Below are 21,636 nucleotides of genomic sequence, written 5' to 3' on the forward strand. Positions count from 1 at the left end.
GTACATCCTGTGGCTAATCGCTAATTTAATTGGCTGATTCTAAAATCTTGATTTTAAACGTAAAGTTATTCGCAGCGGGTCGGCCTGTGCAGCGCCAGTGTCTGGTCGAGCCACGTCAGTACATCCGCTGTGACTTCATCGCGGTTGGTTTCGTTGAACACTTCATGACGCGCCTGCGGGTAGATATTCAGTTGCAGGTTCTGGCAGCCGGCTTCGCGCAGTGCGTGGGCCAGGTTTTTGAGACGCTTGCCTTCACTCACCGGATCACATTCTCCGCCCATCACCAGGATCGGCAGGCCCGGGACGATCTGCTCGAGATTGGACGCTTTGCTGATTTGCTGCAAGCCGCCCAGCAAGTCGATCCATAGCTGGTTGGTGCAGCGGAAACCACACAGCGGATCGTTGATGTATTTATCGACTTCATTCGGGTCGCGGCTGAGCCAATCAAACGCCGTGCGGTTGGGTTTGAACGCCTTGTTGAACGAGCCGAATGACAGGAACTCGATCAGCGCGCTGCGCCCACGCAAGCCCTGGCGTGCCCGTTCGAGGCGAGCGATCACCCCGGCGGCGCGGTACAGCGCCACCGGCTGGAAGTTTGAACCGCTGAGAATCACCCCCTTCAAGCTGGCGCTGTGGTGCAACAGGTAGGCCTGGGCGATATAGCTGCCCATGCTGTGCCCCAGCAGAATGATCGGCAGCCCCGGCTGCTGTTGGCCGATGTGCTGGTTGAGGCTGGCAAGGTCGCCGACCACCTTGTTCCACCCATCCTTCTCGGCGTAGAGCCCCAGCGTGCCCTCGTCGGCGGTGCGGCCATGGCCGCGCTGATCCAGCGCATACACGCCATAGCCGGCTGTGCACAACGCGTCGGCCAGGCCTGCATAACGCCCGCTGTGCTCGGCCATGCCGTGGGACAACATGATCATGGCCTTGGCGGGGCCTTCCGGCAGCCATTGATTGACGTACAGGCGGCTGCGGTCATTCGCGGTCAGCCAGAAGGTGCTGTGGTTCATGGCGCTTCCTTTGCTCGAGGTCGTTGCAGTGTATAGCTCATCCCCAGGCTTGCGTCTGATCTGTGCAGGCCCTTGTAGGAAGATTCACGCAATTGATGACGCTGTTTCCTGTATTTGCCTGATTGGCCATAGCTGCTAACGTCCCCAAAGCTCCGCTTTTTATAGCAGCCTGCTTTTTACAGCTGCAGCGGCCGGACACACTCAGGTAAGAGGACAAGAATAATGCAACCTGATTTCTGGAATGACAAACGCGCGGCGGGCGTTCCCAATGACATCGACCTCAGCACCTACAAGTCGGTGATCGAAGTCTTCGAACGTTCCTGCAAGGCCTTTGCCGACCGTCCGGCATTCAGCAACATGGGCATCACCCTGACCTACGCTGAGCTTGAGCGCCAGAGTGCGGCGTTCGCCAGCTACCTGCAACAGCACACCGACCTCAAGCCTGGCGAGCGCATTGCGGTGCAGCTGCCCAACGTGCTGCATTACCCGATTGCGGTGTTTGGCGCGTTGCGCGCCGGGCTCATCGTGGTCAACACCAACCCCTTGTACACCCCGCGCGAGATGCGCCACCAGTTCAAGGACGCCGGTGTGCGTGCGCTGGTCTACCTCAACCTGTTCGGTTCGCGCGTGCAGGAAGTGTGTACCGATACCGAGATCGACTACCTCATCGAAGCCAGGATGGGCGACTTCATGCCGGCCGCCAAGGGCTGGCTGATCAACACCGTGGTCGACAAGGTGAAGAAAATGGTCCCGGCCTACCACCTGCCACGGGCGGTATCGTTCAAGCGCGCGTTGCGCATGGGCGCAGGGCAGGGCCTGATTCGGCATCCGGTGACCCTGGATGACATCGCGGTGCTGCAATACACCGGCGGCACCACTGGACTGGCCAAGGGCGCGATGCTCACCCATGGCAACCTGGTCGCCAATATGCAGCAGGCGCGGGCGTGCATGTCCCAACTCACCGACGACGGCCAGCCGCTGGTGAAAGAAGGCCAGGAGGTGATGATCGCGCCGCTGCCGCTGTACCACATCTATGCATTCACGGCGAACTGCATGTGCATGATGGTGACCGGCAACCACAACGTGCTGATCACCAACCCGCGAGACATCGGCGGTTTTATCAAGGAACTGAAAAAGTGGCGGTTCTCCTGCCTGTTGGGGCTGAACACGCTGTTTGTAGCGCTGATGGACCACCCGGACTTCAAGACCCTGGATTTCTCCCACCTCAAGATCACCAATTCTGGCGGCACGGCACTGGTCAAGGCCACCGCCGAGCGCTGGAAAGCGTTGACCGGTTGTTCCATCGGCGAAGGCTACGGCCTGACCGAAACCTCACCGGTGGCCAGCACCAACCCGTATGGCAGCCAGTCGCGCCTGGGCACCGTGGGGGTGCCGGTGCCGGGCACGGCGATGAAAGTTATCGACGACGAAGGGCGCGAGCTGCCTTTGGGTGAGCGCGGCGAGCTGTGCATCAAGGGGCCGCAGGTGATGAAGGGCTACTGGCAGCAACCGGTGGCCACCGCCGAGACCCTGGACGCTGAGGGTTGGCTGAAAACCGGTGACATCGCGGTGATCGATGCCGATGGGTTCGTGAGCATTGTTGATCGCAAGAAAGACCTGATCATCGTCTCGGGCTTCAACGTGTACCCCAACGAGATCGAAGACGTGGTGATGGCCCACCCGGCGGTAGCCAACTGCGCCGTGATCGGCGTACCGGATGATCGCACGGGGGAGGCGGTGAAGCTGTTTGTGGTGGCGCGTACGCAGGGCGTCAGCCTTGAGGAACTGAAGGCGTACTGCAAGACCAATTTCACCGGGTACAAGGTGCCCAAGCATATTGTGTTGCGCGAGTCGTTGCCGATGACGCCGGTAGGCAAGATTCTGCGGCGGGAGCTGCGCGACATCGCTTGATATGAAGTGCGTTTAAAAAATGTGGGAGCGGGCTTGCTCGCGAATGCGGTGTATCAGTCACCAGATGTATCGACTGAAGCACCGCATTCGCGAGCAAGCCCGCTCCCACATTGTTATTTATTGTGCTGAAAGGCGCATTCCAGAGCGATTTTAAGCGTTATAGAATCTTTGCTCTAAAAATGACTGCTGCATATTCTTGAGTCATGTTTATGACTGTAGGGCCCTCTTTTGGCTCTAGGCGGCCCTTGGCAAAGCTGCTACTCTCGGCGCGCTTTGTGACTTCTCGGCCTGCTTGAAAGCGCCAGACTCACCTTAAAAAAACATACACCAATAATAATCGCATCAAATGCGATGATGAATTCGCGTCGCTGAGGAGTGGGCTTCCATGAACGAAGACTTTTGGAAGGATAAGTACCCCGCCGGGATTGCTGCAGACATCAATCCAGACGAGTATCAAAATATTCAGGCGGTACTGAAACAGTCCTGCCAGCGCTTCGCCAACAAACCGGCTTTCAGCAACCTGGGCAAGACAATCACCTACGGTGAACTGTACGAATTGTCCGGCGCTTTCGCCGCCTACCTGCAACAGCATACCGACTTGAAGCCTGGCGATCGAATCGCCGTGCAACTGCCCAACGTCCTGCAATACCCGGTCGCCGTGTTCGGCGCCATTCGTGCGGGCCTGATCGTGGTCAACACCAACCCGCTGTACACCGCGCGGGAAATGGAACACCAATTCAATGATTCCGGAGCCAAGGCTCTGGTTTGCCTGGCCAACATGGCGCACCTGGCTGAAAAAGTCGTGCCCAAGACCGCCGTCAAGCACGTGATCGTCACTGAAGTCGCTGACCTGTTGTCGCCGTTCAAGCGCCTGCTGATCAACAGCGTCATCAAGTACGTGAAAAAAATGGTCCCGGCGTATCACTTGCCCAAGGCGATCAAGTTCAACGACGTGCTGGCCAAGGGCCACGGCCAACCGGTCAATGATGTCAGCCCGGCCAGCGGCGATGTCGCGGTGCTGCAATACACCGGCGGCACCACCGGCGTGGCCAAGGGCGCAATGCTCACCCACCGCAACCTGGTTTCCAACATGTTGCAGTGCAAGGCGCTGATGGGCTCCAACCTCAATGAAGGTTGCGAGATCCTGATCACGCCGCTGCCGCTTTACCACATCTATGCCTTCACCTTTCATTGCATGGCGATGATGCTGATCGGCAACCACAACATTCTGATCAGCAACCCGCGCGACTTGCCGGCGATGGTCAAGGAACTGTCGAAGTGGAAGTTCAGCGGCTTTGTCGGCCTGAACACTCTGTTTGTGGCGCTGTGCAACAACGAAGGCTTCCGCAAGCTGGACTTCTCCGCGCTCAAAGTCACCCTGTCCGGCGGTATGGCGCTGCAACTGGCAGCGGCCGAGCGTTGGAAAGACGTGACGGGCTGCAATATTTGCGAAGGTTACGGCATGACCGAAACCAGCCCGGTGGCGACGGTCAACCCGATCCAGAACATCCAGATCGGCACCATCGGCATTCCGGTGCCCTCTACCGTGTGCAAAGTCATCACCGATGACGGCGTCGAACTGGCCCTGGGTGAAATCGGCGAGCTGTGCGTCAAAGGCCCACAGGTGATGAAAGGCTACTGGCAGCGTGAAGACGCTACCGCCGAGATCCTCGACAGCGAAGGCTGGTTGAAGACCGGCGACATCGCGATCATCCAGCCGGATGGCTACATGCGCATTGTCGACCGCAAGAAAGACATGATTCTGGTCTCCGGTTTCAACGTCTACCCGAACGAGCTGGAAGATGTGCTGGCGACCCTGCCGGGCGTGCTGCAGTGTGCGGCCATTGGCGTGCCGGACGAAAAATCCGGGGAGCACATCAAGATCTTCATCGTGGTCAAGCCAGGGGCTACCCTGACCAAGGACCAGGTGATGGAACACATGCGCGCCAATGTCACCGGCTACAAGGTGCCCAAGGCCGTTGAGTTCCGTGATGCGTTGCCGACCACCAACGTGGGCAAGATCCTGCGCCGTGAATTGCGCGATGAAGAGCTGAAGAAGCTGGGCCTCAAGAAGTAACCCAATAAAAAACCCCGCCATGCGGGGTTTTTTAATGCCTGGATTGGAATGCAATCCAGTGTGGGAGCGGGCTCGCCTGCGATGGCGGTACATCAGTCACCGCCGGGCTGGCTGACCCACCGCTATCGCAGGCAAGCCAGCTCCCACAGTATTTGACCGAGTTGCTACACGGCAAACTGCGCGAAGCTCACACCCGCACCGGCCGGGCGCACATCTTTCAGGAACGAATCCTTGTCGGCGCTCAGCTCCAGGGTGATCTCCGGCTTGCGCTTGTTCGCATTGCGCACCACCAGCCCTTCAAGCTTTTCACGCAGGAACGCGGTCGGCACCTTCAGGTGCAGCAACTGGTCAGTCTCGGCGTTGTGCATCAGCAGGTGAATCCACTCGTACTGGCCCACACCAATACGCACGACCGGCAGGTCGAACCACCAGATGTTGCGTTTGCTGTCCAGGTCGGTGAAATGGCAGTTGTTGACGCCGAGTACGGCACCGCCCAGTTCCTGGTTTCTGCGGGCGATGGCCTGTGCTTTATTGAGTTTCATAACCTTCCTACGGGATCTGTTATTCAGCGATATAGCCTGAATGTGCCGGGCATTCTCGTGGGTTGGCGGCAAAACATAAAGCCAAACCTGCAACGGATGCGCAAATGCTCGATGAAATGCCCACTGAAAAATAATTGAAACTCTGTGCAACCGCCTCGGGTCAATCTCTACGTAATGACCCAAACCCTTGATTGTTCTTTCGGAGAAATACCATGAGCAGCACATCGGATAAGGCAAAAGGTTTGAAAGATGAACTCGTCGGCAACATCAAGCAAGGCGCCGGCAAAGTCACCGGCAACGACAAGCTGCGCGCTGAAGGTGTCGTGCAGGAAAAGAAAGGTCAGGTCGAAAAAGCCATCGGTGATACCAAAGATGCGGTAAAAAAAGCCGTCAAGTAACCCTGAATCGCTGGCTGTGTTCGTGCAGCCCGACGGCCATCCACGGATGGCCGTTTTTATGTCGTACGTTGCAACTAAAATCTCGTCATTGTTTCAAAGTCGCCAAGTAGGCTACTTTTGATGTAGAAAACGGCCCCTGAGTCGCCCACGACCTTAACCTTTATGCGGCGAAAGGAGACGCTATGATTTTTCCGGTACTAGACGGCCTCAAACTCCACAAAGTGTTGGTGCGCACCGTCACAGAGTTTATCGATGACGAAATGCCCACCTACGCCTCGGCACTGGCCTACCAGATGCTGTTCTCGTTGTTTCCCTTTTTATTGTTCCTCATTGCCCTGATCGGTTTCCTGCACCTGCCGGACTTCTTCACCTGGCTGCGTATGCAGTCGGAACTGGTGTTGCCGCCCCAGGCCCTTGAACAGGTCAACCCGGTGATCGACCAGTTGCAGCAATCCAAGGGTGGCTTGCTGTCCGTCGGTATCGTGATCGCCTTGTGGACCGCTTCGGCCGGTGTGCGGCTGATGATGAGTGCGATGAACGCCGCCTACGACGTGGTCGAAGGCCGGCCGATCTGGAAGCGTTTCCCGCTGTCGATTTTCTACACCGTCGGCATCGCCGGCATGCTGCTCGCCGCCGCTGCGCTGATGGTGCTCGGCCCGCAGGTGATGGGGTGGCTCGCCGGGCAGATCGGCATGCAGGAATTCGTGGTCACGTTATGGACCATCCTGCGCTGGCCGCTGATCGTGATTTTGCTGATGTTCTCCGTAGCCCTCATGTACTACGTGATGCCTGATGTGCAGCAGAAATTCCGCTTCATCACACCCGGCTCGGTGCTGGCCGTGGTGGTGTGGATTATCGCCTCCCTGGGTTTTGGCTACTACGTCAAAACCTTCGCCGACTACAACGCCATGTATGGCAGTATCGGCGCGATCATCGTCCTGCTCCTGTACTTCTATATTTCCGCCGCCGTGCTGTTGCTCGGGGCCGAGATGAATGCCGTGATCGAACACATGTCGGCCGAAGGCAAGGACCCGGGGAAAAAGGAGTTCGATGAAAACACGCACACGGATGAAAAACAGCACGTCTCAGGCCTAGGCCGGGACCACTCCAAGCCCACTACCGACGAAGTCTGATCGATGATCCGTGAAATCCTGAAAATGGGCGACGAGCGCCTGCTGCGCATCGCGCCACCGGTTCCGCCGGAAATGTTCGACAGCACCGAGCTGTGGCAATTGATTGATGACATGTTCCAGACCATGGAAAGCGTCGGCGGCGTCGGCCTGGCCGCCCCGCAGATCGGCGTCGACCTGCAACTGGTAATCTTTGGTTTCGAGGCCAGTGAACGTTACCCGGAGGCGCCCCCGGTGCCGCAGACCATCTTGATCAACCCGTTGATTACGCCGCTCAGCCCGGTACTGGAAGAAGGTTTTGAGGGCTGCCTGTCCGTGCCCGGTCTGCGTGGCGCGGTGGACCGTTACCAGCAGATCCGCTACGAGGGTTTTGATCCCAAGGGGGCGCCCATCGTGCGCGTCGCCGAGGGCTTCCACGCGCGGGTGGTGCAGCATGAATGTGACCACCTGATCGGCCGGCTGTACCCGTCGCGGATTACCGACTTCAGCAAGTTCGGGTTTATCGAAGTGATGTTTCCGGACATGGACCCGAATGCTGACGAGTAACGCTCAGCCATACTGAGATCGAAAATGTGGGAGCGGGCTTGCTCGCGAAAGCGGTGTATCAGTCACCGAATACATTGACTGACACTCCGCTTTCGCGAGCAAGCCCGCTCCCACATTGGGATAGCATTTCAAACCGAACTATTTGACCGGTTTAACAAACCGCAACGTCATCCGGTCCGACTCGCCAATCGCCAGGTACCTGGCCTTGTCCTGCTCCCCCAACTTCAATGTCGGCGGCAACGTCCAGACGCCACCCGGATAATCCTTGGTGTCCTTGGGGTTGGCATTCACTTCGCTCTGCCCAGCCAGCTTGAACCCGGCATCGGTCGCCAGTTTCACCACTTGGGCCGTGGTCAGGTAACCACTGTCCTTGATCGCTGCCAGGTCCGCCCCGTCCTTGGCCCGGTGATCTTCCACACCCAGCACGCCGCCCGGTTTGAGCACCGTGTAAAACGCACTGAACGTGGCGTCTGCGGTATCGGCCGCTACCCAGTTATGCACGTTGCGGAAAGTCAGCACGGCGTCGGCCGAAGCAGGTTTGCCGAACACTGGCGCCTTAGGGTCGAACTCCACCACTTGGGCCTTGACATAGCGCGTCGGGTCGGCGGCGAATTTCTTTTTCAGGTTCTCTTCGGAGGTACGCGCATAAGCGCTGCTGCTGGCTGCCTGCACGGCGGCGATGTAATGCCCGTGGTCCTTGAGCAGCGGCGCCAGCACTTCGCTGTACCAGCCGGCGCCGGGGGTGATTTCGATCACCGTCTGCCTGGCGCCCAAGCCGAAGAACGCCAGGGTTTGCTGCGGGTGACGATAGTCGTCGCGCGCGCTGTTGGCCGGGTCGCGCCAACTGCCGGCAAGCACGCTGGTGTATTGCTCGGCGGTAATCGGCGCATCAGCTGCCTGGCTGAAGGTGGGCGCGAGGAGGGCGGTGAGGGACAGAGCTGCAAGCGTCGTTTTCATGATCATCCTGTAAAGGGCCACTGTGCCGTCGAGGCTAGCATGGGCTCTGGACCGGCTGATCACACATTATTCGAGGTCGACCTTTGCGTTGGTTATAAGCCCCATCGCGATCATTGGCTTGTTACGTTTGTAGCGCACCAACCGCTCGCTGAGGGATTGCGGCAGCAGCGTATCCTGAGTGAACCCCATGCGCTGATACATACCTTCCAGGTCGGGATGGCACAGCAGCCAGACGCACCCCTGCACATCGGCCACCGCCTGCAGAATCAAGCGCGCCGCCAGCCCTTGGCCGCGATAAGCCGGGTCGACAAACACCGCGGTCAGCCACTGCCCACCCACTACGGGCGAGAGGCACAACCCGGCCACAATCTCGCCGTCCCGCGCTACCCATAAACGCCCACCTTTCATGGCCTTCATCGACGAATCATGGCGGCGGTAAAACTTGTTCAGCAGCGGCCACAGCGGCTCTGCCAGCGGTTCGATGTGCAGTTCAGGCATGGTGTTTGGGCAACATTCTCAAGGGCCGGGGATTATAAGCGCCTTCTGCCGCGCAATAGGTGGTATACCCAGTGTTACATCCCCTTTCAGTGGAGCATGCATCATGGCCAAAGGTATGGATTCAAAGAAAGCCGCGAAGAAAAAACCGGCAAAAACTGCCGATGAAAAACGCGCGGACAAGAAAACCAAGAAATCCGAGTCAGGCCTGTTCGGTCACTGAGTTACAAGCTTAGAACCAAACGATCTGCAAGATTTTCCCGCCTCAAGGCACAGAGCAGGAAACACCTGCTCTGAGCTGCCAATGGCCAACTACCTTGATCTGACCCAGCGCCGGGAAATCGAAGCCCTGGCGCAAAGTTTTACTGCAAAAACCGAATGGCCGACCTGGCTGCTGTTGATCGGCGTGTATACCGGTTGGTTCGCCGTGATACTCGGCAGCCATTGGCTCGGCCTGTGGCTCAGCACCCTGTTGCTGATTCCTTTGGTGACGCTGTGGCTGTCGGTGCAACACGAACTGCTCCACGGCCATCCCACCCGTTCCCTGCTTGTCAACAAACTGCTCGGCTACGCGCCCTTTGCCGTGTGGTATCCCTATACGCTGTATCGCAACAGCCACCTGCTGCACCACAACGATGAAGACCTGACCCTGCCGGGTATCGACCCGGAAAGCCGCTACCTCAATCAACAGCAATGGGACGCCAGCTCGTTGTTCGAACGAGGTGTGCATTGGCTGACCAAAACCGTGCTCGGCCGCTTCGTGTTGGCTGCGCCGCTGGCCATTGGCCGGTTGGCGCGTCATGAGTTCCAGCGCCTGCCGCAGGTGTGGCCGATGTGGCTGGCCCACGGCGCCGTGACCGTCTTGATGCTGAGCTTTATCGCCCACTACAGCGCACTGCCGGTGTGGCACTACCTGCTGCTGGTCACCGTGCCGGCCTTGTCCCTGGCGTCGATCCGTTCCTACTATGAACACCGCCCGCACCTGCAACCGGCGCAGCGCACCGTGCTCAACGAAGCGGCCTGGCCGTGGACGTGGCTGTTCCTCAATAACAACCTGCACCTGGTGCACCACGACTTGCCGAAGTTGCCCTGGTACTGGCTGCCCACGGTCTACCGCGCCCGCCGCGAACAGTGGGTGGCGCGCAGCGGCGGCTTTCTGGTGCAGGGTTATGGCCAGTTGATCAGCCGCCACGGCCTTAAGGCCATCGACAGCCCCCGGCACCCTTTTGCGTGAGAGACGACCATGAGTGACCACTACGCCGAGCTGCAGATGTACGTCGCGCCCGAAGCGGTGCAGCACGCCAACCAGCGCTGGCTGGCACGCATCTTCGAGCGCCTGAACCTGACCCGTCGTAACGCCGACCACCTCGACCTGCCCAGCCTGTGGCTGTCCCCTGATTTGCTCGTCAGCCAAACCTGCGGCTACCCGTTGATGACCCAACTGCGCGGCAAGGTGCGCGTGATCGGTCGCCCGCGCTATGAGTTGGTCCACAGCAGCCATGGCGAGCATTGCAGCCTGCTGCTCACCCGCAACGCCAACCCGCGCACCCAACTGGCGGACTTCTACAACAGCCGCGGCGTGATCAACGGCCACGATTCCAACAGCGGCATGAACCTGCTGCGCGAACGCCTGGCGCCGTTGCAACGCGACGGTCGTTTCTTCGCCAGCGTCGGCATCAGCGGTGCCCACCGCGAAAGCTTGCGCTGGCTGCGCGAAGACCGCGCTGATCTTGCCGCCATCGACAGCGTCACCTACGACTACCTCGCCCGTTTCGCCCCGCAGGAAGTGGCGGGGCTGCGCATTGTCACTCACAGCGCGCCGAGCCCGACCTTGCCCTACATCGGGCCGTTGGGCCTGAGCGATGAGCAGGTGATGCGAATTCGTGAGGCGATGAACCTGGCATTGCAGGATTTACCGGATGTCGTCAAAACGCTGGGGATACAGGCAGTCCTGCCGGCCAGCGAAGATCACTATCAGGTGCTGCTGGACTACCAGCAACGAGCCGCTGACGTCGGCTATTCAAAGCTTCAATAAGGTTATATAAAAATACCTTTTAAATATTATTAAAGAATAAGCAGCCTTGCTAGGATCGCTCCACCGGAACACCGGACATAACGTGAAACCTACTCAGATGGAGCCACTATGTCCGGCGCCGATATTTCTCACAGCGATTACGTGGGCGGGTTGTTCCGCAGTCATTACGACTGGCTGTGCAGCCGTTTGCACCGCCACCTCGATTCGCGTGCACACGCCGAAGACATCGCCGCCGATACCTTTACCCAGCTCTTGAGTGCGCCGGGCGTGCTGCCGATCCGACAGCCACGCGCCTTGCTCACCACCATCGCACTGCGCCTGATGTACCAATTGTGGCGGCGCCGTGACCTGGAGCGCGCCTACCTCGATGCCCTGGCTAACGACGAAACTTGCACCGCGCCGTCGCCCGAAGACCTCGCGCAAATATTCCAGGCCCTGCAAGCCATTGACCAGTTGCTCGACGGCTTGCCGGCCAAGGTCAAGGCGACCTTCCTGCTGTCGCAACTCAATGGCCTGACCTACCCAGAGATCACCGCCGAACTGGGGATTTCCCAGCGCTCGGTCAGCGACTACATGGCCCGTGCGTTCAACCGTTGCCTGCGGCTGGGCCTGGAATGAACCGCCGCACTGGCCTGTGGGTGACCGTCAATGCTGCCTGAACACTTCACTCGTTCCCTGCGGAAGCTGGCTTGCCTGCGAAGGCATCACCTCGGTACCCCTGAACAACCGAGGTGCCTGCATCGCAGGCACGCCAGCTCCCACATTGCCCGTGCCCACTTTGAATACGTTGTGAATCGAACCTCCAAGAGGCTACTCATGAGAAAACTAAAAAACCTGCTCGGTGGCTCGCTGCTGGCGCTCGCTGTTCTGACGCAGCCAACCCAGGCCGCCGAAGCGGTCAAACCGATCCACTTCGGCGACATCACCTGGGAAAGCGGCAGCTTGATCACCGAAGTGCTGCGCCTGATCGTCGAGAAAGGCTACGGCTTGCCCACTGACACTTTGCCCGGCAGCACCGTGAGCCTGGAAGCCGCCCTGGCCAAGGACGATATTCAGGTGATTGGTGAAGAGTGGGCCGGGCGCAGTCCGGCGTGGGTCAAGGCTGAAGCCGAAGGCAAAGTCTTCGGCCTGGGCGACACGGTCAAAGGCGCCACCGAAGGCTGGTGGGTGCCCGAATACGTGATCAAGGGCGATGCCGAGCGCGGCATCAAACCCCTGGCGCCGGACCTCAAATCAGTGGCCGACCTGGCGCGCTACAAGGATGTGTTCCGCGACCCCGAAGACCCAAGCAAAGGCCGCTTCCTCAACAGCCCTACCGGCTGGACCTCGGAAATCGTCAACAGCCAGAAGCTCAAGGCCTATGGCCTGACCGACACCTTCGTCAACTTCCGCACCGGCTCCGGTGCGGCGCTGGATGCCGAAGTGGCGTCGTCGATCCGCCGCGGCAAACCGGTGTTGTTCTACTACTGGTCGCCGACCCCGCTGCTCGGTCGTTTCAAGCTGATCAAGCTGGATGAACCGCCGTTCAACGCCGACGCCTGGAAAACCCTGGCCGACGCCAACAACGCGCACCCCATCGGCACCCGCTCGATGCCGGCGCACCTGGCGATTGGCGTATCGGCGCCGTTCAAGGCGCAGCACCCGCAACTGGTCACGTTCTTTGAAAAAGTCGACCTGCCGATCGACCTGCTCAACGGCATTCTCGCGCAGATGAGCGAGAAACGTGAGCCGCCGCGCCAAGTCGCGCTGGCGTTCCTCAAAGAGCAGCCGAACGTCTGGCAACAGTGGGTGCCAGCGGATGTGGCGGCCAAGGTCAAGGGAGCGCTCTGATGCTGAAAGTCCTCGCTGCGGTCGTTCTCTCGCTGGTTGCCGGTCACGTGTTGGCAGCCGAACCCTCCACGTTGCGCATCGGTTACCAGAAAAGCTCGGTGAGCATGGTGCTGGCCCGTGAGCACAAACTCTTCGAAGAGGCGTTGCCTGGCACCCAGGTGCAGTGGGTCGAATTCCTCGGTGGCCCGCCGCTGATCGAAGCGTTGAACGGCGGCAGCCTGGACATCGGCAATATCGGTGACATCCCGCCGATCTTTGCCCAGGCCGCCGGCATTGATTTGCAGTACTTCGCCGTCGAGCCGAACGACGGCAAGACCGAAGCTGTATTGGTGCCTCAAACCAGCACGATTCAGCACGTGGCCGAACTCAAGGGTAAGCGTGTGGCGCTGCTCAAAGGCTCCAGCGCGCACAACCTGTTCCTCAAAAGCCTGCTGCGCGCCGGCTTGCAATGGAAGGATGTGAACGTGGTGTACCTGTCGCCCTCCGACGGCCGCGCCGCGTTTGAGCAAGGTAAGGTGGACGCCTGGGTGGTATGGGACCCGTACTACTCGGCCGCGGTAGTGGACGGCTCGGCCCGCGTATTGGGGGACGGCCAGGGCCTTAATCCGGCCGGCAGTTTCTTTGTGGTCAGCAGCCCGTTTGCCCGGCAGCACCCGCACGCGATCGCCGCGATTATCAAAACCCTGGCTAAGGCGCAGCGTCTGTCCCTGGACCAACCCGAGCAAAGCATCGCGTTGATGGCCAAGACCCTGGGCCTGCCACCGGCCGTGGTCAAAAGCTACTTCGAACACCGCTCGCCCGCGCCGATTCGCCCATTGGAAGCCATCGACATCGCTAACCAGCAGCGCACTGCCGACCTGTTCTTCGCCAACGGCCTGATCCCGAAAAAGGTCGATGTGCAGCAAATCGTGCTCAAGGCGCCATAGCCTCTTGATCGACGCTAGCGGTATGAAACACTTTCTCTAAAACAACGCCGTTCAACTGTGGGAGCGTGCTTGCCCGCGATAGCGGTGTATCAGTCGAAACATTCGTTGGCTGACACTCCGCTTTCGCGAGCAAGCCCGCCTGTTTAAGTGCATTTCAGATCATGGATTCTCGGCAGCCAACGCAGCAGCCTCGACGCTAGCGGTATGAAACGCTTTCTCTGAAACAACGCCGTTCAACTGTGGGAGCGGGCTTGCCCGCGATAGCGGTGTATCAGTCGAAACATTCGGTGGCTGACACTCCGCTTTCGCGAGCAAGCCCGCTCCCACCTGTTTATTTGCATTTCAGATCATGGATTCTCGGCAGCCAACGCAGCAGCCTCGACGCTAGCGGTGTGAAACGCTTTCTCTAATACAACGCCGTTCAACTGTGGGAGCGGGCTTGCCCGCGATGGCGGTGTATCAGTCGAAACATTCTGTGGCTGACACTCCGCTTTCGCGAGCAAGCCCGCTCCCACATTTTAATTGCATTTCAGGCCATCAGGCTTCGGCGGCCAGGGCCGCGATAACTGTTTGCCGCTCGCCAATCCGCTGCTGAAACGCAGCCAGCGCCGGCCACTGTTGCAGGTCGATAGCGTGAAACCCCGCCCAGCGCAGCACCACGAACAGGTACGCATCTGCCACCGAGTACTGCGCGCCCAACAGATAATCCTGGCGCTCCAGGGTCTGCACCAGAATCGCAAAACGCTTGTACACCTTGGCCACGAACATCGCCCGCACATCGCCCTGAATCGCGCCGTTAAAGAAAATCGCCAGCCCGCCATGAATCTCGCTGGCGATAAAGTTCAGCCACTCCTGCAAGCGCACGCGCTCCCAACTGCCATTGGCCGGGGCCAGGTGCGCGGCGGGTTTCAGGTCGGCCAGGTATTGCAGGATCGCACTGGCCTCGGTCAGCACTTCGCCATTATCCAGTTGCAGCGCCGCCACGTAGCCCTTTGGGCTGATCTGCAGGAAATCGTCGCCGTCGGCCGTGGTTTTAGCCTGGTTATCGACCCGCACCAGGTCGAATGGCAAGGCCAATTCGCGCAACACGATATGGGGGGCGAGAGAACAGGCATCGGGGGAAAAGTACAGTTTCATGAAGAGTGGTTCCTGATCGGTTGTCGTTCATTTGCGCCAGTCTCGCGGGCATGGCACCTTGCGTAAAATTAAACCTTCAGATCCCACCCATAAGGACAGCTACTGTCATGATGAACCTGATGCACTGGCGTTTGCTGGTGGCCGTGGCCGACCACGGCAGCATCACGGCAGCCGCCGAAAAGGTAGGCATGACCCAGTCCGCTGCCAGCCAAGCCATGGCAACCATGGAGGTAGCATTGGGTGCGCAACTGTTCACCCGTGAACCGCGCAAGACCTTGCCTACCGCCCTGGGGATCGGTGTGATTGAGCACGCGCGGGTGATGATGGGCGCGTTACAGGCGATTCGTACCACCGTGGATGAGTCTCGGCCGCTGCTGCGTGGGAGCATTCGCATTGCCAGTTTTCCGATGGTGCTGGCGACCTTTCTGACACCGTTGCTGCAACGTTTTCGTCAGTTGAACCCAGGTATCGAGATCACCACCCTGGATGTCACCGACAGCGAAGTGCACACCTTGCTCGACGCCGACCTGATCGACCTGGGCGTGGTGCTCAACCCCGAGCCCGCGCGCAACGCCACGGTATTGGGGCGCGACTTTTGGATGGCCGTGCTGCCGATCAACCATCCCATCGCGCAGCGCCCGGCCGATGCCACGGTGTCGCTTGAGGAATTGCTCCAGCAACCCTTCGTGCTGGCCACCGGTGGCTGTACCGCCAATGCCCGCAGCCTGGCGACATTGGCGGGGCTGACCCTGCGTGATATCCGCGTGGAAGTGCGCGAATGGAGCAGCGCCTATAGCCTGGTGCGCGAAGGCGTCGGCGTCACACTGGTGCCTCAAATGGCCTTGCCGGCCCCGCACAACGGCCTGCGTGTTATGCCGTTGAGCGTCCCGCTGCACCGCGAATTTGCCTTGGTTGGCTCGCCAACCCGTTCACCCTCAGCCGCCGTCAGCGCATTGTTAAAAATGCTGGCTGATTAGTGGCCTTGCATAGCGCCAAGCCCTGTCTATGCTGATCCTGAACCGTTGATGACGTTTGGCATATAAAGCGTTTCGGATGGTTATTTCCCCATGAAGGTTAGCTAGCACTATCCAACAAATGAATGGAATGCGCCTTTCAGGCGCCGGGAATCAAGGGTGATCTGATCATGTTCAACCGCCATCACAAATCCGACCTGCAAGAAATCCAACGTTTTTCCTGTGCGCTCACCGAAGCCAACGCCAAACTCGCGGCCATCAGCCGCTCCATGGCGATGATCGAATTCGACCGCAACGGTGTGATCCTCGACGCCAATGACAACTTCTGCAAAACCATGGGCTACAACGTCGAGGAGATTCGCGGCAAACATCACCGCATCTTTTGCGAAGAGGCCTACACCCACACCGAGCCTTACACTAAGTTGTGGCGCGACCTGGCGCGCGGCGAAGCCCTGAGCGGCACCTTTATGCGCCTGAATAAGCGCGGCGAGGAGGTGTGGCTCGAAGCCAGCTACATGCCGGTGCTGAGCAGCGACAATCAGGTGCAGAGTGTCATCAAAGTGGCCTCGGACATTTCCGCACGGGTTCACCATGAACACGAGAACCAGAGCCTGATCGACGCCATCAGCCGGTCCATGGCGGTGATCGAATTTACCCCTCAAGGCCAGATCATCAATGCCAACGATAACTTCCTGCGCGCGGTGCAGTATTCGCGCGAAGAAATCATCGGCCAGCACCACAGCATGTTCTGCCAGCGCAGCGAAGTAGAGTCCCCCACTTACAAGGCCTTCTGGGCCTCGCTCAACCGTGGCGAATATCACTCCCATCGCTTCGAACGAAAAAACAAATACGGCAAAACCCTGTTTCTGGAAGCCTCCTACAACCCCATCTTCGACACCAACGGGCGCCTGTACAAAGTGGTGAAGTTCGCCAGCGACATCACCGACCAGGTCACCACCCTGCGCAGCGCCGCCGATTCGGCCCACGCCACCTCGGTACAAAACGACGCCTGCGCGCGCAAGGGCTCTGAGGTTGTGCAGCAAACCGTGCAGATCATTGAAGAGATTTCCAGCGACCTGAATCAGGCGGCCCAAAGCATCGACGCGGTCAACAAACAGTCGGACATCATCGGCGCCATCGTGCAGACCATTCGTAGCATTGCCGAACAAACCAATATGCTCGCGCTCAACGCGGCGATTGAAGCGGCGCGGGCCGGTGAGCATGGGCGTGGGTTTGCGGTGGTGGCCGACGAAGTGCGCAGCCTCGCAGCGCGCACCAGCCAGGCAACGGAGGAGATTGTGGAGGTGGTGCGCAAGAACCACGACCTGTCGCTGAGCGCGGTATCGAGCATGCAGTCGAGCCTGAGCCGCACAGGGCTGGGGGTGGAACTGGCGAATGAGGCGGGGCAGGTGATCCTGGAGATTCAGGAAGGGTCACGGCATGTGGTGGATGCGATCAGTCAGTTCAACTCGACCCTGCAATTGCAGTAGATACGTTACCGCCGTGGTAACCCGATCACTGTGGGAGCTGACTTGCCTGCGATAGCATCAACTCGGTGTACCTGATACACCCGGGTTTCTGCATCTCAGGCAAGCCAGCTCCCACATTTGATCAGCGTGTCTGTTAAATCGCGGCCAGGGTTTCTTTAACCGACTGCGCCGGGTCAGTGGCTTTCGCCGCTACTTGCTGATCTTGCTGCTGCTTCACACGATCAGCCACTTGCTTGGCAATCGCGTCCTGTTTTTCCTGCGGCATTGCCTGCACTTGTGCTTCGGTCAAACCCTGCTCCTTGAGCAATTGCTCACGGATGCGTTCAGCCGGGGATTTGCTCATGTAGTCGGTGAAATCAGCACGCGCGGTGCTGGTGGTCGAGCCCGTCGCCGGCACATCAGTGGTCGCAGTGGGTGCCGCCGTCGTGGCTTGCAACTGCACACGGGTCTTGGCGAAGGCTTCGTCGATACGATCACTGGCCTTGTTCAGGTCCTGCTGCGCGGCCGGTACGGTTACGCTTTGCTGCGCCGCTTGCAGGGCACCGCTGTACAGCGTGCTGGCGGCAGCGTTGGCGGGGTCCATGTCGGAGCGCTTGAGCTTTTGGACGGTCGACACGGCTTGAGCGTTGTTGTTAACCAGCATGATCGGTCACCTGCGGATATGTGTTCGGTGCGACAGCACGAGCAAATAGCATGCCGAGCGCCAAATCCCCGGCTTTATTGGGGATGGCGCGGCCGTCGCGGCAAGTGTTGTCCCGCAGGCGGCCAACCGTTGCCGTCAGTGGGCGATATTTTCCAGCGCCAGGTTACGCGTACGCGGCCCGAACCAACTGATGGTGATCATCACGATCAACATGCTGCTGGCAATAAACGCCAATACGCCCGGCGTGCCCAGATGCTCAAGAATGAACCCGATCAACAGGCTGCTGAACACCGTGGACAAGCGGCTGAACGAATAGCAGAACCCCACCGCCCGCGCGCGGATATTGGTCGGGAACAATTCGCTCTGGTAGGAGTGGTAACTGAAGCTCAGCCAGGCATTGCAGAACGTGATCATCACCCCGCAGATCACCAGCCCCACCGCCGTGGTTTGCAGGGCGAACAGGCTGCCGAAGATCATCGCGCCCATGGCCGAACCGACGATCTGCCATTTGTTTTCAAAACGATTGGCCACCTTCACAAACAGCAGCGGCCCCAGCGGGTAGGCGAGGGTGATGATAAAGGCGTACATCAAGCTATGGGTCACGCTCACACCCTGGCCCGACAACAACGCCGGCAACCAATTGCCGAAGCCGAAAAAACCGATCGCCTGGAACACATGAAACACGATCAGCATCAGTGCCCGGCGGCGGTAGGGCGGTTGCCAGATATCGGCAAAACGCCCGCTGCCCTGCACGCTGACGGCTTCGGGTTCGGGCTCATCCAGCGGTTTGCCATGATCCTGTTGGCAGCGTGCTTCGAGGCTGTCCATGATCTGCCCGGCTTCGTCAAAGCGGCCCTTTTGCGCCAGCCAGCGGGGTGATTCCGGCAGGCGCTTGCGCAGTTGCCAGATAAACAACGCAAACACTGCACTGCTCAGCACCACCCAGCGCCAGCCGGAAACCCCGAACGGCGCCTGGGGCACCAGCCACCACGACATCAACGCCACCGCCGGCACCGACAGAAACTGGATGAAAAACGCAAAGGCAAACGCCGAGCTGCGCATGCGCTTGGGCACCAGTTCCGAGAGGTAGGCGTCGATGGTCACCAGTTCGATGCCCAGGCCGATGCCCACCAGAAAACGCATGCCGATGATGCCCAGCGCGGACGTCTGAATACCCATCAGCACGGTGGCCACGGTGTACCAGATCAGCGCAAAGGTAAAAATCGCCCGACGCCCAAAACGGTCGGCGATGGGGCTGAGCAGGCTGGCGCCGAGGAACAGGCCCAGAAAGGTCGCAGAGGCGAACGCCGCCTGGTCAGAGAAGCCAAACACGCCTTCGCTGCCGGTGTGGAAAATCCCGTCGCTGATCAAACCGGGGCTGATATAGGCGGTTTGGAACAGGTCATACAGCTCGAAAAAGCCGCCGATCGACAGCAATGCCACCAGGCGCCACAGAGTGGCGACGGCAGGTAGGCGGTCGATGCGCGCGCTGATATGGGCGGCACGGATCGGGTCGAGGCCGTCCGTGGCTGAGGCGGTGAGTGTCGACATGGGCAGATTCCAGGGGCAGTGACCTGGAATCTTAGCGGGCTAACGGAAATCGGCGCTTGTGAAGTTGCGTGCGGCAGGCCACACATTCGCCGATTTATTGCGCCTGGGCGTCGGGTTTCAAGCTTTTATGGCGCAGGGGGCTCAGTAGGTGATGGGGATCTCGAAGGTCTGAAAGGCGTCATCCACCGGTTGATAGCCCAGCACCCGTGTGGTTTCGCTCAGGTCCAGGCGCTTGAAGCGGTTATTGGAAATGCCATGGGCGATCAGGTGCTTCACACCCTCAGCGTCCACCGAACGTTGCAGCAGTTGCACGGCATCACGTGGGCTGAGCCAGGCGCTGAGGTCGCGGGCGTTGTTCAGGTCGTGGGTTTCGGGGAACTCAAAGGCGCCGATGCGCAGGGCAATCGTGGAGAGTGGGGTTTTTGCCGCGTAATAGCCGCACAGTGCCTCGCCGTAGCATTTGCTCACGCCATACAGGTTGGCGGGCATCACTTGCATGCCTGGGGTGATTTGGCGATCTACGGGGTAGCCTTCGATGGTCTGCGCGCTGCTGGCGAACACCAGGCGTTTGACGCCCGCCGCCACGGCGGCTTCGAACAGGTAGGTGGTGGCGAGGATATTGTTCGGCAGCAATTCGTCGAACGAAGCGCTGGCGTGGGGGATGCCCGACAGGTGCACGATCACGTCGATGCCGTCGAGCAGGGCCGCGAGGGTGGTTTTATCGCTGAGGTCGGCGTGCACGAAACGGTGTTCGCCCACATCGAAAGCCGGCGCGAGGCGGTCGGTGAGGGTGAAGCGGTAGCGCTCCTTCGAGGCTTCGAAAAAGGTCTTGCCGATTCTTCCGCAGGCGCCGGTCAGCAGTACGTTGAGTCCGTTCACGGTGAGTCCTTGTTTTAGTTGTGGCCGTCGAGGGCGAAGGTCTTGAAGCCTTGGCGCCCGCTGAGGCGCTGGTAGTACGCCGCAATGGCGGGGTAGGGCGGGCGCTCCATGGGCGTGTTCTGCCAACGGTGCACCGAGAGGCCGATGAGGATATCGGCGAGGGTAAATTCATCCCCGGCTACATAAGCGCCGGTTTTGGCCAACTGCTGTTCCAGCAGACCCATCTTGCCGTTCCACACCTGCACGGCGGCGGCAATCTGCGCGGCGTCCAGGCCGTCCGGGTTGTTGCGCACCAGCGCGGTGAAGGCATCGCCCCAGGCGCGGTTGAGTTCGCTGGCTTGCCAGTCCACCCATTGCTCGACCCGCGCGCGTGGCGCGGGTTCGGCGGGCAGCAGGTCTGTGCGTTGGTAAAGGCCGATGAGGTAGCGGCAGATGGTGTTGGATTCCCACAATACACCGTGGTCGTCGATCAGCACCGGCACTTGGGCGTTGGGGTTCAGGGCGAGGAATTCGGCGGATTGGGTAGGCTTGAAGCCAATGCCCCAGTCTTCGCGTACATAGTCGATGCCCAGTTCCTGACAGGTCCAGAGCACTTTGCGCACGTTGATGGAGGACGTGCGGCCGAGAATTTTCAGTGAGTGTCCCATGGTACTTCCCTGACGATGGTGAATGGCCAATCTAGCAGGGGGCGTAGATGACAGCGAGGGTCTTAAGCGGGCAGGGTCAAAATGTGGGAGCGGGTTTGCTCGCGAATGCGGTGCACCATTCACCCACTCCATCAACTGGCACACCACTTCGCTTGCGCTTTTGATCTAACCACTCAGGTCGGCTACCAGGCCGCCGTGCCTTGCTTTTGACTTTGATCTGCTGTTGATTTTGATCTTGGGCGCCCCGTTAACCACGCTGGCCGAACGCAGGCTTTGGAGCGTGGCTAAACCGGCAGGACGCCGGTTTAGCCGCGATGGGCCAAGGATGGCCCATGGCGGCGGCCCACGGTCCAAAGCCTGCGTGAGGGAACACCGAGCCTAAGCGAGGTGCCGAGTGGTGGGGCAAGAGCCCTTTGGTTACTTTGGGGCTTTTCCAAAGTGACCCGCCGTAAGGGCGG

General features: G+C 59.6%; 20 protein-coding genes and 2 pseudogenes. 13 read left to right on the forward strand and 9 right to left on the reverse strand.

Translation table 11 applies throughout. From position 1 onward, the window contains the following. Nucleotides 1–65 precede the first annotated feature (65 nt). Nucleotides 66–1,010, reverse strand: coding sequence for an alpha/beta hydrolase (locus ACLBW8_RS21935; RefSeq protein WP_064453864.1), 945 nt, complete (start codon nt 1,008–1,010; stop codon nt 66–68). A gap of 222 nt (nt 1,011–1,232) precedes the next feature. On the opposite strand from ACLBW8_RS21935, the gene fadD2 reads away from it, so the two are divergent. Together fadD2 and fadD1 are read left to right on the forward strand one after the other, a co-directional pair. Then, nucleotides 1,233–2,921, forward strand: coding sequence for a long-chain-fatty-acid--CoA ligase FadD2 (gene fadD2, locus ACLBW8_RS21940; protein ID WP_447806277.1), 1,689 nt, complete (start codon nt 1,233–1,235; stop codon nt 2,919–2,921). Nucleotides 2,922–3,306: 385 nt separating this feature from the next. After that, the gene (gene fadD1, locus ACLBW8_RS21945) at nt 3,307–4,998 is read left to right on the forward strand and encodes a long-chain-fatty-acid--CoA ligase FadD1 (RefSeq protein WP_447806278.1); all 1,692 of its coding nucleotides are present in this window, start codon (nt 3,307–3,309) and stop codon (nt 4,996–4,998) included. A 164-nt stretch (nt 4,999–5,162) separates the two neighbouring features. Here the strand turns inward: fadD1 and ACLBW8_RS21950 are convergent, their stop codons facing one another. Further along, nucleotides 5,163–5,540 carry a hypothetical protein gene (locus tag ACLBW8_RS21950; RefSeq protein WP_053257688.1) on the reverse strand — a complete coding sequence of 126 codons (378 nt, stop codon included), beginning with the start codon at nt 5,538–5,540 and terminating at the stop codon, nt 5,163–5,165. 212 nt (nt 5,541–5,752) lie between these two features. Here ACLBW8_RS21950 and ACLBW8_RS21955 point away from each other — a divergent pair, with 212 nt between their 5' ends. The 3 genes from ACLBW8_RS21955 to def all read left to right on the forward strand — a co-directional run bounded on the left by ACLBW8_RS21955 (nt 5,753) and on the right by def (nt 7,614). After that, the gene (locus ACLBW8_RS21955) at nt 5,753–5,938 is read left to right on the forward strand and encodes a CsbD family protein (RefSeq protein ID WP_259763496.1); all 186 of its coding nucleotides are present in this window, start codon (nt 5,753–5,755) and stop codon (nt 5,936–5,938) included. A gap of 182 nt (nt 5,939–6,120) precedes the next feature. Then, nucleotides 6,121–7,071, forward strand: a complete 951-nt coding sequence (locus ACLBW8_RS21960; RefSeq protein ID WP_447806279.1) for a YihY/virulence factor BrkB family protein — start codon at nt 6,121–6,123, stop codon at nt 7,069–7,071. Nucleotides 7,072–7,074: 3 nt separating this feature from the next. After that, a complete protein-coding gene (gene def, locus ACLBW8_RS21965; RefSeq protein ID WP_447806280.1) occupies nt 7,075–7,614 on the forward strand; it encodes a peptide deformylase in 540 nt (179 codons plus the stop codon). Nucleotides 7,615–7,752: 138 nt separating this feature from the next. Here def and ACLBW8_RS21970 read toward each other — a convergent pair whose 3' ends face one another. Together ACLBW8_RS21970 and ACLBW8_RS21975 are read right to left on the reverse strand one after the other, a co-directional pair. Then, nucleotides 7,753–8,571 (reverse strand): class I SAM-dependent methyltransferase, encoded by an 819-nt coding sequence (locus ACLBW8_RS21970; RefSeq protein WP_447806281.1) that lies wholly within the window; start codon nt 8,569–8,571, stop codon nt 7,753–7,755. Nucleotides 8,572–8,637: 66 nt separating this feature from the next. After that, entirely contained in the window at nt 8,638–9,069 is a 432-nt protein-coding gene (locus tag ACLBW8_RS21975) for a GNAT family N-acetyltransferase (RefSeq protein ID WP_064453857.1), read from the reverse strand. 301 nt (nt 9,070–9,370) lie between these two features. Here ACLBW8_RS21975 and ACLBW8_RS21980 point away from each other — a divergent pair, with 301 nt between their 5' ends. From ACLBW8_RS21980 to ACLBW8_RS22000, 5 genes are all read left to right on the forward strand, one after another. Beyond that, nucleotides 9,371–10,300, forward strand: a complete 930-nt coding sequence (locus tag ACLBW8_RS21980; RefSeq protein WP_064453856.1) for a fatty acid desaturase — start codon at nt 9,371–9,373, stop codon at nt 10,298–10,300. 9 nt (nt 10,301–10,309) lie between these two features. Further along, nucleotides 10,310–11,101 carry a phosphate/phosphite/phosphonate ABC transporter substrate-binding protein gene (locus ACLBW8_RS21985; RefSeq protein WP_447806282.1) on the forward strand — a complete coding sequence of 264 codons (792 nt, stop codon included), beginning with the start codon at nt 10,310–10,312 and terminating at the stop codon, nt 11,099–11,101. A 108-nt stretch (nt 11,102–11,209) separates the two neighbouring features. Next, nucleotides 11,210–11,719, forward strand: coding sequence for a sigma-70 family RNA polymerase sigma factor (locus ACLBW8_RS21990; RefSeq protein WP_064453854.1), 510 nt, complete (start codon nt 11,210–11,212; stop codon nt 11,717–11,719). 198 nt (nt 11,720–11,917) lie between these two features. Next, nucleotides 11,918–12,931, forward strand: coding sequence for an ABC transporter substrate-binding protein (locus ACLBW8_RS21995; RefSeq protein WP_447806283.1), 1,014 nt, complete (start codon nt 11,918–11,920; stop codon nt 12,929–12,931). Further along, nucleotides 12,931–13,857: an aliphatic sulfonate ABC transporter substrate-binding protein gene (locus ACLBW8_RS22000; protein ID WP_064453852.1), complete on the forward strand. Its 927-nt coding sequence runs from the start codon at nt 12,931–12,933 to the stop codon at nt 13,855–13,857. Before ACLBW8_RS21995 ends, ACLBW8_RS22000 begins: the two co-directional genes overlap by 1 nt. Before the next feature lie 537 nt (nt 13,858–14,394). Here the strand turns inward: ACLBW8_RS22000 and gstA are convergent. Then, nucleotides 14,395–14,994, reverse strand: coding sequence for a glutathione transferase GstA (gene gstA / locus ACLBW8_RS22005; protein ID WP_447806284.1), 600 nt, complete (start codon nt 14,992–14,994; stop codon nt 14,395–14,397). Between the two features lie 107 nt (nt 14,995–15,101). On the opposite strand from gstA, the gene ACLBW8_RS22010 reads away from it, so the two are divergent. From ACLBW8_RS22010 to ACLBW8_RS22020, 3 genes and pseudogenes are all read left to right on the forward strand, one after another. Further along, nucleotides 15,102–15,971, forward strand: coding sequence for a LysR family transcriptional regulator (locus tag ACLBW8_RS22010; protein WP_447806285.1), 870 nt, complete (start codon nt 15,102–15,104; stop codon nt 15,969–15,971). Between the two features lie 167 nt (nt 15,972–16,138). After that, nucleotides 16,139–16,915 (forward strand): annotated as a pseudogene (locus ACLBW8_RS22015) (PAS domain-containing protein); the annotation flags it as partial. 135 nt (nt 16,916–17,050) lie between these two features. Next, nucleotides 17,051–17,458 (forward strand): annotated as a pseudogene (locus ACLBW8_RS22020) (methyl-accepting chemotaxis protein); the annotation flags it as partial. A 133-nt stretch (nt 17,459–17,591) separates the two neighbouring features. Here ACLBW8_RS22020 and ACLBW8_RS22025 read toward each other — a convergent pair. From ACLBW8_RS22025 to ACLBW8_RS22040, 4 genes are all read right to left on the reverse strand, one after another. Beyond that, nucleotides 17,592–18,101 carry a hypothetical protein gene (locus tag ACLBW8_RS22025; RefSeq protein ID WP_064453849.1) on the reverse strand — a complete coding sequence of 170 codons (510 nt, stop codon included), beginning with the start codon at nt 18,099–18,101 and terminating at the stop codon, nt 17,592–17,594. A gap of 135 nt (nt 18,102–18,236) precedes the next feature. Next, nucleotides 18,237–19,652 carry an MFS transporter gene (locus ACLBW8_RS22030; protein ID WP_064453848.1) on the reverse strand — a complete coding sequence of 472 codons (1,416 nt, stop codon included), beginning with the start codon at nt 19,650–19,652 and terminating at the stop codon, nt 18,237–18,239. 141 nt (nt 19,653–19,793) lie between these two features. After that, nucleotides 19,794–20,531 (reverse strand): NAD-dependent epimerase/dehydratase family protein, encoded by a 738-nt coding sequence (locus tag ACLBW8_RS22035; RefSeq protein WP_064453847.1) that lies wholly within the window; start codon nt 20,529–20,531, stop codon nt 19,794–19,796. Between the two features lie 14 nt (nt 20,532–20,545). Next, entirely contained in the window at nt 20,546–21,178 is a 633-nt protein-coding gene (locus ACLBW8_RS22040; protein WP_447806286.1) for a glutathione S-transferase family protein, read from the reverse strand. Nucleotides 21,179–21,636 lie beyond the last annotated feature (458 nt).

It is taken from the genome of Pseudomonas sp. M5A4_2d (genome assembly GCF_053345295.1).